Below are 14,613 nucleotides of genomic sequence, written 5' to 3'. Positions count from 1 at the left end.
TCGAACTCCTTACCCCATGATCAAGTTAGGTAGCCAAAGCGCGATGCCTGGGAAGAGACACAGCAGCAAGATACCCAGCACCATGCACAGCGCGTAGGGCAAGCTTCCCATCAGAATGTCGCGCAGCGAGATATCCGGCGCGATGCCTTTGATAATGAACAGATTGAGACCCACCGGCGGTGTGATCAGGCCGATTTCCAGGTTGATAGTCAAAATCACCGCAAACCAGTAGGGGTCGAAGTTAGCCGCCAGGATGATGGGCAACAGAATCGGCGCGGTCATCACGATTACGGCCACCGGCGGCAGGAAGAAACCGGCCACTAGCAGGAAGAGGTTAATCACACCCATCAGCGCCCAGCGGTTAATCTCCAGATCAGCAATCGCGCCCGCCACTGTTTGGGTGATAAACATGGAAGAGAGCGCATAGGCGAACACTTCAGCGGTGGCGATGACCAGCATGATCATCACACTTTCGCGCAGCGAGTCGCGCATGATCAGCTTGATAGGCCCCAACTGCCACATGCGGTAGATAAGGATCGCTAGCGCCAAGCATAGAAACGCGCCAACGCCCGCCGCCTCGGAAGGCGTTGCCACTCCGCCATAAAGGGCAAACAGGATGCCCGCGACCACGCCCAGAAAAGGGAGTACCCGCACTAATGCTTTTAGGTTGCTATCAACATTCTGCTTAACGTTCTCTTTTAGCCGTTCGACGGAGACGGCCATCGGGTTGTTATAACCACCGGCCATCTTGCAGGCAATCATGGTCCAGATCATAAACAGGCCGGCGAGCATAAAGCCGGGTACCACCCCAGCTATAAATAGCCGTCCAATAGAGGTTTCGGTGGAAATGCCGTAGATGATCATGGTGACCGACGGCGGAATCAGAATGCCTAGAGTACCGCCTGCGGCAATGCAGCCTGCCGCCACGCCATCGGGGTAGCCGCGCTTGCGCATTTCAGGAATGCCCATTTTGCCGATGGCTGCACAGGTCGCCGGTGACGACCCCGAGAGCGCGGCAAAAATGGAGCAAGCACCGATATTGGAAACCGCTAAACCGCCGGGCAATTTGCCCATCCATAGATCCAGCGAGCGATAGAGGTCACGCCCGGTGGGGGAGGAGGCCACCGCAGCACCCATCAAAATAAACATCGGAATGGCGACAAAACCAAACTCCGCAATGCGGTCAAAAAAGGTTTCCCCAAAGTAGGTAAGCTCGGAAAGGCCGCGATCATAGAGCAGCGCCAGAAGTGACACACCGCCCAGGGCAAAAGCGATAGGAGTGCCGATGGCCATGAGCACAATCAACGCGATGGCCACAATAATGCCTAACGTAATGGGATCCATGCTCAGTCCTCCCCGCGCAATATTTCAGCCACGTACTGCAGCGCAAGAAGGGTAGCGCCCACGGCCATGGGCAACAGTGCTGGCCATAGAGGGGGATTCCATACCGAGCCGGTGGTCCACTCGCCATGCAGCGCCTCTAAGACGTAAATCCAGCTGGCATAGGCCAAAGCGGCACAAAAACCTAACCCAAACAGCGATGCGATCAAACGCATAATGGTGCGTGTAATGCCACCTAGCGCATCGGGAACGATCGTAATGGCGACATGGCCGCCGGTCATTAACACGTAGGGGCTTCCCATCAGCATTGCTCCCGTGACGGAGAAGATGGTGAATTCAGTCTGCCAACTGGTGCTCATGCCCAGCAGGTAGCGAATAAATACCATCTGGCAGATGACCAGTACGCCCGCAATAAACATGGCGCAGGCCAAATAGGCGGAAAGCCGCGAGAGCTTATCCATGACGCGAATGTAGCCGCCGATGATGCCCCTTCGCGCAAGGGCATTGTGAGTCGTTGCAGGTGCCATAATTCCCTCGTCAAGCTGGTTATTTCGCCAAGCTAAGCAAGCATCAGTAGAAAGCGGCCATCCCGAGCAGAATGGCCGCGCCGTTAGGCGATTATGGGTTGCTTACTCGACGGCCAGCGCCGCATCGATAATGGCTTGTCCGTTGGGAACGTTCTCGGCGAAGTTTTTGTAAGAGGTTTCGCGAGCAATCTCTAGCCAGGCGTTGTAATCGTCCTCGCTCATGCTGACCACCTCAACGCCATTCTCTTCGTAGAGGTCGATCATTTCCTGATCAATGGCGGCAGCCTCTTCAGCGAAGAACGCTTCTGCGGCTTCACCGGCTTCCATCAGCGCCGCTTGCTGCTCTTCGTTAAGCCCCTGCCACACTTGCTCAGAGATCAGAATCGGCTCGTACATGTACCAGAGCGCGAAGTCGCCAGGCTCCGTCAAGCACTCGACCTGCTCGTAAAGACGATAGGAGATAAACGACATTGAGGAGGTATTGGCAGCGTCCAGTACGCCGGTTTGCATAGCGGTGTAAACCTCCGAAGAGGGCATTGATGCGATAGACGCACCAGCGGCTTCTAGCATCTCCTCAAATGCTGGACCGGCCGCACGAAATATCTGGCCCTCGACCGTATCGGGGGAGGTAATGCATCCCTTGCTAGAGGCAAAACCGCCCGAGAGCCAGGCATCCGCAAGCACGCGGGCGCCGCCTTCGCGAATGACTTCTTTAATCATGGCCATATATTCAGAGTCATTCAGGCGTTGCGCATGTGCCTGATTACGCACTAAGCCCGGCATCAGCGTGGCCGAAAACTCTGGATGCCGACCACTGGCGTAGTCCAGTGGTAGAGAAGTGATATCGAGGCGACCACGAGCGATAGCGCCCCACTGTTCACGCGCTTTGAACAGCGATTGGCCGGGATAGACTTCGATGGTTAGCCCTACATCCGCATCGGCTACTTCGCGGGCCAGCATTTGCACCATTTCGTCGCGAACATCCCCTTGGCCACCGGGAAATTGATGCGAGGCGCGAAGTACGGTATCGGCAGATGCGTGGGAAGCCGCAATGGCGAGACCAAGGGCGGCAGCAGTTGAAATCAAATAGCGTTGCATGTGGCATCTCCAACAGTTGTTGTTGTGTGTTTGGATGAGCTTTATATGTTTATCAGAAGGACTGATGTATATATCAATAGGCGTTACGTATGCTAATGTCAACTATATGACAGCATTAAAACGGCGAATACGAGCCGCGATCCAAGGAGGTAAAACATGACGGGCACTAAGCGTTCCAACGCTCAGCGATTAAGAGATTCTCTTGAAGATGACATTATTAATGGCCGCCGTGTGCCGGGAGAACGGCTGGACCCCGAAGCCTTGGGCCGTGAGTTTCAAGTCTCGCGAACACCCGTGCGCGAAGCTTTTCAGCAACTGGTGGCTAGCGGCTTGGTCACCGTTTCGCCGAAGAAAGGCACCTTCGTGGCCAAGGTGGGTATTGATCAGTTGATCGAAATGTTTGAGGTGATGGCCGAACTTGAAGGCATGTGCGGCCGTCTGGCGGCTCGCCGAATCACTGAAGAGGAGTTGGCTGCGTTGCGTGAAGCACACCAGCGCTGTGAAGCCGCTGCTCTGGCCGGTGATAGCGATGAGTATTACTACGAAAACGAAGGCTTTCACGACTGTATCTACACCGCTAGCCACAATGCCTTTTTGGCCAGCGAAGCGCGGCAGTTGAAGCAGCGCTTAAAGCCTTACCGGCGACTGCAGTTGCAGGTACGCCAACGGGTGAATAATTCGCTCAGCGAGCACCAAACCATTGTGGAAGCGATTGAAAAAGGTGACCCCTTGGCTGCACAGCAAGCGCTTAGTGACCATGTGTTGATTCAGGGCGAGCGCTTTAGTGATTTCGTTTCCAGCGTACGAAGGATGGAGGCACCTTTAGATAGAACGGGATAATGACGATTTTAAGTCGGTAGGGTTATTAATATGTCCGTATCGGTGGGGTAATGGTCCTTGCCGACATGGGGCGCAGCACTGAAACTCTCTCTAATGCTTCGATAGCCCGTTAGCGGAGAGACACAGTGACTCGCCATATTGCTCTATTTGCCTACCCCGACTGCCAACTGCTGGATATCAGCGGCCCCTGGCAGGTGTTTGCCAGCGCCAATGCGTTAAGCCCGCAGCCGCTTTATCAGTTAACCCTAGTCGCCGATGCCATCGGCCCGGTAGCCACCAACGGCGGCCTAGCCGTGCATGCTACGCACACCTACCACCAACTTACCCATTTACTGCCCCTGGATACGCTGTTGGTGGCGGGCGGCAGTGGCGTGATGCAGCAGCGTGAAATAGCTGCAGTGAAGCAGGTGCTTTGTGAGGTGGCTCCAGAGGTGAGGCGGCTCGGCTCTATCTGCTCCGGGGCATTTTTGTTAGCCGCTGCAGGGTTGCTGGATGGCTGCCGCGTCACTACCCACTGGCGCCATGCACCGCAACTGGCCGATGAGTACCCAGCGCTTAGTGTCGAGCCCGATGCGCTCTATATCGAAAGCAATGACCGTTACACCAGTGCCGGTGTAACGGCAGGAATTGATTTGGCGCTTTCGCTGATAGAAGCGGATCACGGTGCTGATCTGGCAGGGCGAGTGGCCCGTGAACTAGTGGTGTTTCTGCAGCGCCCAGGTGGGCAGTCGCAGTTCAGCGAGATACTGCGACACCAACAGGAGGCGGGGCCGCTGCGCCGCTTGCTGGATCATCTCCACGCCGATCCCAGTGTGGATCACGGTATCGAGAGCATGGCGGATATGATGGCGGTCTCTCCACGCCATTTAACCCGACTGTTTAGACGCCACCTGAAGACTACCCCGGGTGCCTACCTGACCCAGCTACGCCTTGAGCAGGCACGTCTAGCGCTGCTCCACGAGCGTGAACAGTTCTCCCTTGAACGCCTGGCAAAGCGATGGCGTTTGGGTGGCGCAGAGCAGCTGCGACGCCAGTTTCAGCGCTACTACGGGGTATCGCCCTCGGTCTATCGCCAGCGCTTTGCGTCTTCCCATGCTCCTTGCCTGCAGGAGAATGCCTGATGCCATTGACCGTTTCCCTCTTATCACTCTGTCAGGCCCTGCTGGTCACCGGCAATGTCCTGCTGATCGCCGTCTCTCCGCTGATTGGCGCATCGTTAGCCCCAAGCGCGTCTTGGTCGACCGCGCCGGTTGCCACCCAGTGGCTTGGGCTGATGTGTGCGACTATTCCCGCTTCGTTGATCATGGCCAGGCTTGGCCGTAAACGCGGTTTTATACTGGGCAATATCGTGGGACTGGTGGGCGCGCTGGTGGCCGTGCAGGCCCTGATGAGCGAACGCTTTGGGTTGTTCTTGCTGGCAACCTGGTTGATTGGTATCGGCATTGGCTTTGGTCAGCTCTATCGCTTTGCCGCGGTAGAAGCCGCCTCCGCACCGATGCGTGATCGAGCGATTGGCTTGGTAATGGGGGGCGGTGTGCTGGCTGCGTTTGCCGGGCCGTGGCTGGCAAGAGTCAGCCGGGAACTGGGGGAGGTGCCGTTTCTGGGCAGCTTTGTGGGTTTAGCCGCGCTCTACGCGCTGGCTTTAGTGGTGTTGATGCTGACACGGTTACCACCTGCATCCCGCACCCACGCTGAAGGCACCGCATTGCCTTTAGGTAAGATACTTCGCCAGCCTGCGTTTATTCTAGCAGTAAGCGCAGCGATGGTTGGGTACGGCGTGATGAACCTGGCCATGACCGCCACACCGCTCGCCATGGCGGGGGCTGGGCACCACTTTAACCACGTTTCAATGACCATCCAGTGGCACGTGGTAGCGATGTTTTTACCCTCGTTCTTTACTGGCCATTTGGTCACTCGCTTCGGCGCCAGGCAAGTCATCGTGGCAGGCTGCCTCCTACTGGTGGCCAGTGCCTTGGTCGCTCAGTGGGGTATCAGTTTATCCGGTTTTAACGTGGCGCTGGTTTTGCTGGGCTTGGGCTGGAACTTCACCTTTTTACCCGCCACCGGGCTACTCACTGAGAGTTACCGCCCGGTGGATAAAGCGCGCACCCAGGCTGCCAACGAGTTTTTAGTCTTTGGCACCGCCGCTATCACTGCGTTGCTCGCTGGGCCCTTGGTCAGCGGCTTAGGCTGGGCAACACTTAACCTACTGATGATCCCTGTCGCGCTGGTGCCCTTGGCGGTGCTGGTGTGGCAGTACCGAATCAGGCTGGCAAACGTTTAAAAATCCCCTGGCGCGCACTGCAGGCAGGTTAGCCCGAGCGCTCGCCACTGGGCGACCACGGCATCACGGTCATCCAGCACCAGCCAGGGGGCAAAGCCGTCGTCGCGCATGCGCTCCAGAAGGGCCTCTTTTACTGTTTCATCATCCACATGGTCATCACCTTCGGGGCGTAGGTACATGGCATCAAAGGGGATGGTGTGTCGCTCTAGCCAGCGCTGGGTATGCTCTCGGTGGCTGTCTGGGCGACCGCTGCAGATCACGATCTGCTGGCCCTGAGCTTTCAAGAGTTTGACCAGCTTGGCCACCGCTTCGATGACCGGCGCTTCGGCCATGTGGGCAAAAAAGGGCTCCCACTGTTTTTGGCTGCCGAGTACCCAGTCGCTAACTTGATGAGGATGAAATTCGGCTAAGGTGCCGTCGACATCAACAATCACTGCGGACATGCAAAACTCCTTAAAGGGGAAAGGGGGTTGGTACGAGAGTTAGTTTTGAAACGCTGAGAAGTGTTAAGGCGATTGCCTAGAAGCCCTTGCCACGCCTTCAATTCGTTATCGCTAAGCTGGGTAAATAGCGGCACCACTTGAGAGGCGCTCAACTGATCGGCAAGTGCCACCAGATGCGAGGCGCGCAGATGCACATTCCAGCGTTGCCAGCTGATTTCCCCTGTCGCTAGCTGGACTTGACGCTCAGGCGTTAAGTAACCGGTATGCAGTAGCCGATGCTCGGGCCACTGCTGGGGGGTGTCATCGTGATCACTAATTAGCCTCAGCGAGGCATTTTTATCATTTCGTCGCGCCAACACATTGTTGATAGCAGCATCAATACCTGGGCGACGTAGCTCGGCTGGCATTGCCAGCAGAGCAGAGAGGTTGGCGCGTATATCCGCATCAATCGCCAGCGTTAACCCTCGTAATTTAGCTTCTTTAAGCAGCCACAGCGCCATTTCCAACGCGCGGCCGGTGGCAGGCACGGGAAACGCTAAAGGCTGGGTAAAGTGGTTGCTGATCGCTTGGATACATGCGGGTTGGGGTTGATCAACGCTGCCGTAGGAGGCATCCAGCAGCGCAAGACGCGCTGGCGGCGGCGTATCAAACGGAAACACCAACGATTCAAAGCAGGCATCGCCGCTGTAGAAAACACCGTCTTCCACCGCTAAATGCAGCCAAACACCGCCTAGCGAATGTCCCGCTTGACCGGTGGTGACGGTAATACCTTCCACCTCTAGCGTGCCGCGTTCCGGTAGGGGCCGCCATAACCGGTTCTTGGGCAATGAGTTAGCGACCAGCGGCGTGCAATAAAGCGGCACGCTCTCGGCTAACTCGGCCACGCCGCCGATATGATCAATATGGTCGTGGCTAATCAGCACTGCGTCGATATCCAGGTTGTTCGCCCAAGCAATGGTGTCATCCGGGTGGAGCGCGCCGCCTGCATCCAGCAGCAGGCGTTTTCCTTGGGCTTCTACCACTATCGCAGCTGGGCCTTTTGCGCCTAAACCACTGAGAATCTCGATAGTGACACTCATTGATCGGGCTCCAGACACCAGCCCTGATGAAGGTCGACGGCAATCTGGCTACCCAAATCAGGCGCGCTGTGATGGTAGGCCAGCAGGGTTTCGCCACTGGCTAGACGCAATGTGAGTTCATAGCGCTCACCGCGGAAAATTACGCTTTTTACCTGGGCGACAAGCTGACGATACGTGGGGGCCGCTGAGGAGGAGGGCGTTGTGCTGATCTGAATATGCTCTGGGCGCACCAGTACCGTTTGGGTGCGCTCGGACTCGATAGCGTTTAGACCACGCATCAAGGAAGCGCCCTCAAGCAATTTTCCAGGATTGCCTGCGGCGACCTTTAATTGGCTGCCCTGACCGATAAATCCCGCTACCCAGGCGGTGCGCGGTTGCCTATAAAGGGTTTCGGGGGCGCCCCATTGAACCAATTTGCCCGCTTTCATAACGGCGATTTTGTCCGCCAGCGCCATGGCTTCGGTTTGGTCGTGGGTGACATAGACGAGTGTGGCGCCAGTGCGCTGGTGAAAATCGCGGAAGCTGTGTTCCATGGTGGCGCGCAGATGGCGATCAAGGTTGGCCAGAGGTTCATCCAGCAGTACCACCGACGGGTCGCTGACCAGGCAGCGCGCCAGGGCCACCCGCTGGCGCTGACCGCCGCTGAGGGCTTGGGGCATACGATCGGCGTAGGCATCGAGCTCCACCAGCGCCAGGGCCCGCTGCACCTTTTGCTGATACGCCGCTCCGCGCAGTCCGCGCAGTTTGACCGGATATCCCACGTTGTCCGCCACGCTCATGTGCGGCCATAGCGCATAGGACTGGAACACCATGGCCATATTGCGCTGCTCAGGCGGCACATGGGTATCGGCGCTGGCCAGGGTGCGATTGGCTAATTGAATGCTACCGTCGTTGATCGTCTCAAAACCTGCCAGCATGCGTAGCATGGTGGTTTTGCCGCAGCCGCTGGGGCCGAGCAGGGCGACAAACTCGCCTGGGTTGATCGTCAGAGATAGCGCATCGACTGCCGTCTGCTCGCCAAAGCGCTTGGTAACGCGATCAATCGTTAGCCCTGCCATGGTATGACTCCTTTGGGTAAACGCGGCGCCAGTAAACTGAGTGTCAGCATCAGCGAGGCGACCATCACGACCACCAGCACTGACACCGCAGAGGCCAGCACGCTTTCGCCGCCTTCATCGAGGTTAAAAATCAGCACGCCGAGGGTTTCGTTACCGGCGCTCCAGAGCAGCGCTGACACGGTCAGTTCGTTGACCGCCAGCAAGAACACCAATAAGCCGCCTGCGAACAGTGCGGGCGCGACCAGCGGCAAGATGATGCCCCCAAGACGCCGCCAGGGGCCTGCCCCAGCCAGCTGCGCCGCCTCTTCGAGGGATGGGTCCAACTGCGCCAGGCTGGCCGCGACAGGTTTGACGCAGACCACCAGAAAGCGCGCCAGATAGGCGATAAAAATCAGCCCTAGCGTGCCGTAGAGCGCCACATTGATCATCGGCAGGGGGCGGACAAATAGCAGGATGCAGGCAATGGCCAAGACCACCCCAGGCAGCGCATAGGGGATCTCAATAGCGCTGAGAACCACGCCCCGACAGCGTTCCGGTAGGCGCTGTAACCGGTAAGCCAATGGCAGGCTCAGCAACATCAGCACCCCAGCCGCGCTAACTGCAAGCATTAGGCTGTTGTTTACCGCCCGCCATGTGGCGCCTTGGCGGCCGACCACTTCGGCGTAAGCGTTCAGGGTGGCGGTTTCGGCATTTAGCGGCACGCCCATGGCGGGCACCAGCGAGCTGATAACCAGGGCGAGCAGGGGTGCGACCAGAATAATCAGTAAGACACCGACTAATGTGGCGGTGACCAGAGCACGCCAGCGGCCCAGGGTGAAATCGTGGGAGCGTCCACTGTGGCCGCCCAGCCCAAAGCGGCTGCGGTTCATAAGCTTTTGTTGCAGCGCTACCCCGGCCAGCGCCAGTAAGCCAATCAGTAAGGAGAGCGCCGCCATCTCTGCTAACACCCCCGTGCCGAAGTTGGCCATACGCTGGTAGATCAGCGTGGGCAGCACGTAATAGCCTGCGGGAATGCCCAGCATGGCGGGGATACCAAAGTTGCCGAGACTCGAGATAAACGCCATCGCGCCCCCGGCAATCAGGCCACTACGGGTCACGGGTAGAATAATGTGGCCCCATACCTGGGTCTGTTTGGCGCCGCTAATGCGGGCGGCTTCAATAAGCTCACGGGGCAGCGAAAGCAGGCTGGTGCGCAAGGCCAGAAACACCAGCGGTGCGCTCTGGATGCCCAGTAATAAGGCGATGCCTTCAGCGGAGTAGAGTGGTTGCGGGCTACCTAGCGGCGGCGCCATACCCATACTTTTCAGTAGCGGGCTGGCCGGGCCGAATAGCTGCAACCAGCTCAAAGCGGTGACCTGCGGCGGAATCATCATCGGCAGCATAAAGCAGAACACCAGCCACGATTTTCCGCGCACATTAGTGAGCGTAATGGCAAAGGCGAACAAGCTACCCAGCAACAGAGCGATCAGCATGCCGAGCCCCGAGGTATAAAGGCTATGCCAGAGCGCTCGCCAAGTACTGGCGCTGTTGAGCACCTGCCACAGCGGTGATTGGCGGCCTTGGGTAAGGTCGCTCAATGCCTCTATCAGCAGGCGCAGGCTGGGCGCCAGGCTGAGCAGCACAATGGCGATCAGCAGGCTTGAAAGCAGCCAGCGATGCTGGCTGCCGTACTTATGACCATAGGTGAGAGCGGGCGTCATGGTTACCCGCCGAAGAGGTCGCTAAAACGCTGTTTGAGTTCTTCTTCCTGGGCCAGCGCCTGTTCGGTATCAACCGCCATCAAGGTAATGCTATTGCGCGCAGGGAAGCCTTCCGGTGGGGTAACGCCGTTGCGGGCAGGCAGATAGCCCTGCTGGCTGACCAGCTCTTGGCCTTGCTGTGAAAGCACGAAATCCACAAACTTTTGTGCGGCATCGACATTATCTGCACCTTCCATAATGGCGACCGGTTCGGTCACTGCGCTCACGCCTTCTTTCGGAAACACGAAGTTGACCGGTGAACCTTTGGTGGCTTCACGAATCGGCAGGAAGTCCACCACGATACCGTAGGGCTTGGTGCCAGCGGCCACGGCGTTAAAGACACCACCATTGCCGCCCTGCGCTTCGGTCCGGTTTTCTTGAAGCTTCTCGTAATATTCCATGCCGAGGTCAGGGTTGGCGGTAATCGCCGCCATGTGGATCAGCGCCGCGCCGGAGTAGAGTGGGCTGGGCATAGTCACCAACCCTTCGTAGTCAGGCCCCAGCAGGTCTTGCCAACTTTGCGGCTGATGCTCGGCGCCGGTGTTATAGACAATCCCGGTGGTGATCAGCTTGGTGCCGTAGTAGTAGCCTTCCGGGTCATACAGTTCGGCGTCGTACCCCTTTCGCTCATCGCTGAAGTAAGGCTGCAGGTGACCCTCCTGCTTGAGGGATTCCATGGTCATGCTGTCGGCGATCAACAGCACGTCAGGGTTGCTCACTCCGGCCGAAAGTTCCGAGCGCAGCCGGGTCATCAAACGCGTGGTACCGTCGCGCACCCACTCTACTTCGATGTCGGGATAGGCCGCTTCAAAGGCATCCACGGTCTGTTGGGCGTCGCTATTGGGCTGGCTGGTGTAGAGCGTCAGCCTTTCGTTCGCTGCTACTTGAGCCGCAAGGGAAAAGCTGGCTACCGCAACGGCAGCGGTCAGGGCAGATGTGGGAATAGATAACAGGGGGCGCTTCAACATGGGTAAACCTCCAGTGAGTGAACCCCACCTAAGCTACTGTCATCTGCTTACAACAAAGTGACACTATGCTTTCGTTCAACATTTTATGGCTTTCGTTTGCCGCACTTTTTGCTTTCGTTGTGCCGAGAGGGGCTATGCGCCAGTTCGAACGTCGACAACAGCTATTACAGCGAATCCACTCACAAGGTCGCCAGTCGGTAGACAGCCTGGCAGGCGAGTTTGGGGTTTCTGTGCAAACCCTGCGTGGGGATATTCGCCACCTAGCTGATAAGGGCTTGGTGCTGCGTCGCCAAGGTGAGGTGCTGCCATTTCCTGAGCAGGAAAACATCGGCTACGACCAGCGTCAGATCGTTAATGTGGCGGGTAAGCGGCAGATTGCGGCACGGGCAGCGAGCTTGGTACAGGATCATCAAGCACTGTTTTTAGGCACGGGCACCACGGTAGAGCAGTTGGCCGATGCGCTGAGTGATAAGCAAGGTCTGCATATCACGACCAATAACCTGCATGCGCTGATTAAGCTGTGCCAGTTGAAGTGTGAGTTAGTGGTGGCGGGTGGGCGAGTGCGTCGTCGTGACCAGGATGTGATTGGCGGCGATGCCTGGCGCTTTTTTCAACGCTACCGTGCCGATGTAGGGATTGTGTCGGTGGGGGGAATGGATAGCCATGGTCAGCTTTATGACTACAACGACGACGAAGTAATGGCCCGTGAGGCGCTGTTGGCCAATGCCGGTTATCGTGTGCTGGTGCTGGATAAAACAAAACTGAATTTGCCATTACGCTGCGCTGCGGGTCACCTGAGTGACTATGACGCCGTAGTCACCGATTTGCCGCTACCCGATAAATTAAGAAGCCCATTGGCGGCACAAGGCGTTAGGTTTTTGGGCTAACGGTGAGCGCTTCTCGTTACTGCTATGCTGATAGATTGCTATTGCCGAAGCGAGGAGCGCGATTATGGCAGGTGGATGGGCGAAAGATGGTGCCGAACAAGAGCAGATGGAGAGCACGCTGGAGGATGCGGTGCAGCGTGCGCGTAGCCAATTGCCTCGCGGTGAAAGTCTTGAGACTTGTGAGGAGTGTGGCGACCCCATTCCCGAAGCACGCCGCAAGGCAATTCCAGGTGTTCGGCTCTGCGTGGAGTGCCAGAGTGAACTGGATAAAAAGCAGTCTAGCTTTAGTGGCTATAATCGCCGCGGTAGCAAAGACAGCCAGCTACGTTAATGCGGTGAGCCTGAAGAACTAACTTGGCTGGCTTGCCAGTCGACGATGGCGCTGCTGATGACTTAGATAGATTAAGCCGATAGCACCAATGAGCAGCGCCATCGCAATGTAGCGTGAAACATCTAACGGTCGTACTGCATTGCTTAACCAGCCGAAATGATCAATCAGTAGGCTCATCAATAGTTGGCCTGAAATGACCGCTACCGTGGCCGCTGCGGTACCTACTCGGGGTACGGCAAACACAATTGCCAACATATAGACAACGCCAAACAGCGCGCCGGTTAGCTGCCATTTCGGTACGCTAAAGAGGGTCGCTTGCTGTGCTGGCTCAAAAAAGAACATCAATAAAAAGGTCAGGACGGCGCCGATCACAAAGGTCAGCCAAGAACTCTCGATGACGCCCGCTTTTGCGCCCAAACGGCCATTGATGGAGGACTGGGCTGCCAGTACCGCTCCGCCAACCAGCAGTAAGATAAAGATAAGAGGGAGTAGCATGGTTTAATTCCTTAATACGTTAGCCGTTACATTAACCACAGGGCGACAAGAATCATCGCTAAGGCGCCAATACGATAGCCGTCGACTTTACGCTGTTCGCTTCCCAGCCAGCCAAAGTGGTCGATAGCGACGCTGGCCGCTACCTGGCCGCACAAAATTCCCACCATCGTCATTCCAACACCCACCAGCGGCGTCGCAAGCGTTAACACAATGACGTAAACCGGGCCTAATATACCGCCCGTCAGTAGCCAGCGAGGCTGCTTGAAAAGGACTCCCAGCTGTCGCTTAGGCGCAAACACCAGTGCTATCGAGAGCAGTAGCGCGCCCACCATAAAAATCGACAAGGTGGCTGATAAGTGCCCAACCTGCTCGCCAAGCGGGCCTAGCAAGCCGGCTTCGACCGATAGGCCCATCCCGGCAATTAGCACGCCGAGCAGAATAAGTGCGTGACGCATAGGTGGCTCCGCTAAGTAAAAGAAGCGCGTACTGTAGAGAGTTAGTGTTATTGCTACAATGCGTCAAAACAGCAAAGGACTATTGCATTTTGGACAACTCGCTTCGCCTGTTAGCGTTACGCCTTTTTGTGCGAGTGGCCTTAAGTGGCAGCTTCGCTGAAGCCGCACGCTACTTTGACTTGCCGGCCTCTTCGGTCTCGCGGCACATTGCAGGGTTGGAGCGTTCGCTAGGCCAGCGGTTGCTCTACCGACATACCAGAGCGGTAAGGCTCACCGATGCCGGAGAGCGCTACTATCGGGAGGTAAGCAGCATATTAGAAAGCTTGGATGTCGCTACCGAGCAGGTGATCAGCGGCGCTAAGCAACCACAGGGCTTGTTGCGTCTGAATGCACCGGTGGCGTTTGGACGTCGGCATATCGCGCCTTTATTGGCTAGTTTTCAGCAGGCGAATCCGGCCGTGGAAGTTGAGCTAACGTTGAGCGATGCCTTTATCGACCCGGTACAAGAAGGCGCCGATGTTGTCATACGTGTGGGGTCGCTGGAGGATTCAAGCCTGCTGGCCCGGCAACTGGCGACCCAGCGCTTTGTCGCCTGTGCTTCCCCCGCGTATTTAGCGCGGCTCGGCGAGCCTCACCATCCAGAGCAATTGGGCGACCATAACTGCTTAGTTTATAAAGGAACACGCGGCGTTCAGCCTTGGTATTTCCAGGAGGCTGGCGATCCTCAAGCGCAGCGTTATTCGGTAAAAGGCAATCTGCATAGCAACAATGCAGAGAGTCTTGTGGAAGCCGCGCTGCAAGGCCAAGGTATTGTGCTATTCCCCACATGGTTGCTATTCGATGCGCTGCGCGATGGCGGACTAATACCCATATTGGAAACCTATGAAGCCCTAGGAGACGCAACGCGAGAGGGAATTCACGTTATCTACCCCGAAAACCGCCTGCGCTCGCAGAAAGTGGCCGCTTTTTTAGAGCATTTGTTCGCGGAGATTGGCGAACGACCCTATTGGGATCACCATTAATAGCGATGTCGATAGTGCCCTTATTAACTTTTAAACGTTACTCTCT

The 14,613-nt window shown here is 56.9% G+C and carries 16 protein-coding genes; 6 read left to right on the top strand and 10 right to left on the bottom strand.

Annotated elements, in window-relative coordinates; genetic code table 11:
• Positions 1-9: 9 nt before the first annotated feature.
• The 3 genes from AC5TBW_RS16635 to dctP form a co-directional block, all read right to left on the bottom strand.
• Positions 10-1,344 carry a TRAP transporter large permease gene (locus AC5TBW_RS16635; RefSeq protein ID WP_495509625.1) on the bottom strand — a complete coding sequence of 445 codons (1,335 nt, stop codon included), beginning with the start codon at positions 1,342-1,344 and terminating at the stop codon, positions 10-12.
• Between the two features lie 2 nt (positions 1,345-1,346).
• Positions 1,347-1,868 (bottom strand): TRAP transporter small permease subunit, encoded by a 522-nt coding sequence (locus AC5TBW_RS16630; RefSeq protein ID WP_495509624.1) that lies wholly within the window; start codon positions 1,866-1,868, stop codon positions 1,347-1,349.
• Positions 1,869-1,970: 102 nt separating this feature from the next.
• Entirely contained in the window at positions 1,971-2,966 is a 996-nt protein-coding gene (dctP, locus tag AC5TBW_RS16625; RefSeq protein WP_495509623.1) for a TRAP transporter substrate-binding protein DctP, read from the bottom strand.
• 156 nt (positions 2,967-3,122) lie between these two features.
• Here dctP and AC5TBW_RS16620 point away from each other — a divergent pair, with 156 nt between their 5' ends.
• The 3 genes from AC5TBW_RS16620 (at position 3,123) to AC5TBW_RS16610 (ending at position 6,090) form a co-directional block, all read left to right on the top strand.
• On the top strand, positions 3,123-3,806 hold the full coding sequence (locus tag AC5TBW_RS16620; protein ID WP_495509622.1) for a GntR family transcriptional regulator: 684 nt from the start codon (positions 3,123-3,125) through the stop codon (positions 3,804-3,806).
• A 125-nt stretch (positions 3,807-3,931) separates the two neighbouring features.
• Positions 3,932-4,927: a GlxA family transcriptional regulator gene (locus AC5TBW_RS16615; RefSeq protein WP_495509621.1), complete on the top strand. Its 996-nt coding sequence runs from the start codon at positions 3,932-3,934 to the stop codon at positions 4,925-4,927.
• Complete coding sequence (locus tag AC5TBW_RS16610; RefSeq protein WP_495509620.1) at positions 4,927-6,090, top strand: MFS transporter; 1,164 nt, start codon at positions 4,927-4,929, stop codon at positions 6,088-6,090. Before AC5TBW_RS16615 ends, AC5TBW_RS16610 begins: the two co-directional genes overlap by 1 nt.
• Here AC5TBW_RS16610 and AC5TBW_RS16605 read toward each other — a convergent pair.
• The 5 genes from AC5TBW_RS16605 to AC5TBW_RS16585 are packed head-to-tail and all read right to left on the bottom strand — an operon-like array spanning position 6,087 to position 11,377.
• A complete protein-coding gene (locus AC5TBW_RS16605; RefSeq protein WP_495509619.1) occupies positions 6,087-6,533 on the bottom strand; it encodes a phosphatase domain-containing protein in 447 nt (148 codons plus the stop codon). The genes AC5TBW_RS16610 and AC5TBW_RS16605 overlap by 4 nt on opposite strands.
• Entirely contained in the window at positions 6,521-7,612 is a 1,092-nt protein-coding gene (locus AC5TBW_RS16600; protein ID WP_495509618.1) for an MBL fold metallo-hydrolase, read from the bottom strand. Before AC5TBW_RS16600 ends, AC5TBW_RS16605 begins: the two co-directional genes overlap by 13 nt.
• Positions 7,609-8,670 (bottom strand): ABC transporter ATP-binding protein, encoded by a 1,062-nt coding sequence (locus tag AC5TBW_RS16595; protein WP_495509617.1) that lies wholly within the window; start codon positions 8,668-8,670, stop codon positions 7,609-7,611. The genes AC5TBW_RS16600 and AC5TBW_RS16595 overlap by 4 nt, the downstream gene beginning before the upstream one ends.
• Positions 8,658-10,370, bottom strand: coding sequence for an ABC transporter permease (locus AC5TBW_RS16590; RefSeq protein ID WP_495509616.1), 1,713 nt, complete (start codon positions 10,368-10,370; stop codon positions 8,658-8,660). The genes AC5TBW_RS16595 and AC5TBW_RS16590 overlap by 13 nt, the downstream gene beginning before the upstream one ends.
• A 2-nt stretch (positions 10,371-10,372) precedes the next feature.
• Positions 10,373-11,377, bottom strand: coding sequence for an ABC transporter substrate-binding protein (locus tag AC5TBW_RS16585; RefSeq protein WP_495509615.1), 1,005 nt, complete (start codon positions 11,375-11,377; stop codon positions 10,373-10,375).
• A 134-nt stretch (positions 11,378-11,511) separates the two neighbouring features.
• Here AC5TBW_RS16585 and AC5TBW_RS16580 point away from each other — a divergent pair, with 134 nt between their 5' ends.
• Together AC5TBW_RS16580 and AC5TBW_RS16575 are read left to right on the top strand one after the other, a co-directional pair.
• Positions 11,512-12,264 carry a DeoR/GlpR family DNA-binding transcription regulator gene (locus tag AC5TBW_RS16580; protein WP_495509614.1) on the top strand — a complete coding sequence of 251 codons (753 nt, stop codon included), beginning with the start codon at positions 11,512-11,514 and terminating at the stop codon, positions 12,262-12,264.
• Positions 12,265-12,328: 64 nt separating this feature from the next.
• Positions 12,329-12,595, top strand: a complete 267-nt coding sequence (locus AC5TBW_RS16575; RefSeq protein WP_495509613.1) for a DksA/TraR family C4-type zinc finger protein — start codon at positions 12,329-12,331, stop codon at positions 12,593-12,595.
• 18 nt (positions 12,596-12,613) lie between these two features.
• Here AC5TBW_RS16575 and AC5TBW_RS16570 read toward each other — a convergent pair whose 3' ends face one another.
• Positions 12,614-13,090: a DMT family transporter gene (locus tag AC5TBW_RS16570; RefSeq protein WP_495509612.1), complete on the bottom strand. Its 477-nt coding sequence runs from the start codon at positions 13,088-13,090 to the stop codon at positions 12,614-12,616.
• A 26-nt stretch (positions 13,091-13,116) separates the two neighbouring features.
• Entirely contained in the window at positions 13,117-13,545 is a 429-nt protein-coding gene (locus tag AC5TBW_RS16565) for a DMT family transporter (protein WP_495509611.1), read from the bottom strand.
• A gap of 89 nt (positions 13,546-13,634) precedes the next feature.
• Here AC5TBW_RS16565 and AC5TBW_RS16560 point away from each other — a divergent pair, with 89 nt between their 5' ends.
• A complete protein-coding gene (locus AC5TBW_RS16560) occupies positions 13,635-14,567 on the top strand; it encodes a LysR family transcriptional regulator (RefSeq protein ID WP_495509610.1) in 933 nt (310 codons plus the stop codon).
• Positions 14,568-14,613 lie beyond the last annotated feature (46 nt).

It is taken from the genome of Vreelandella sp. ssv, from assembly GCF_059448525.1.
Note: the sequence above shows the minus strand (reverse complement) of the source record. Positions and strands in the feature narration are given on the sequence as shown.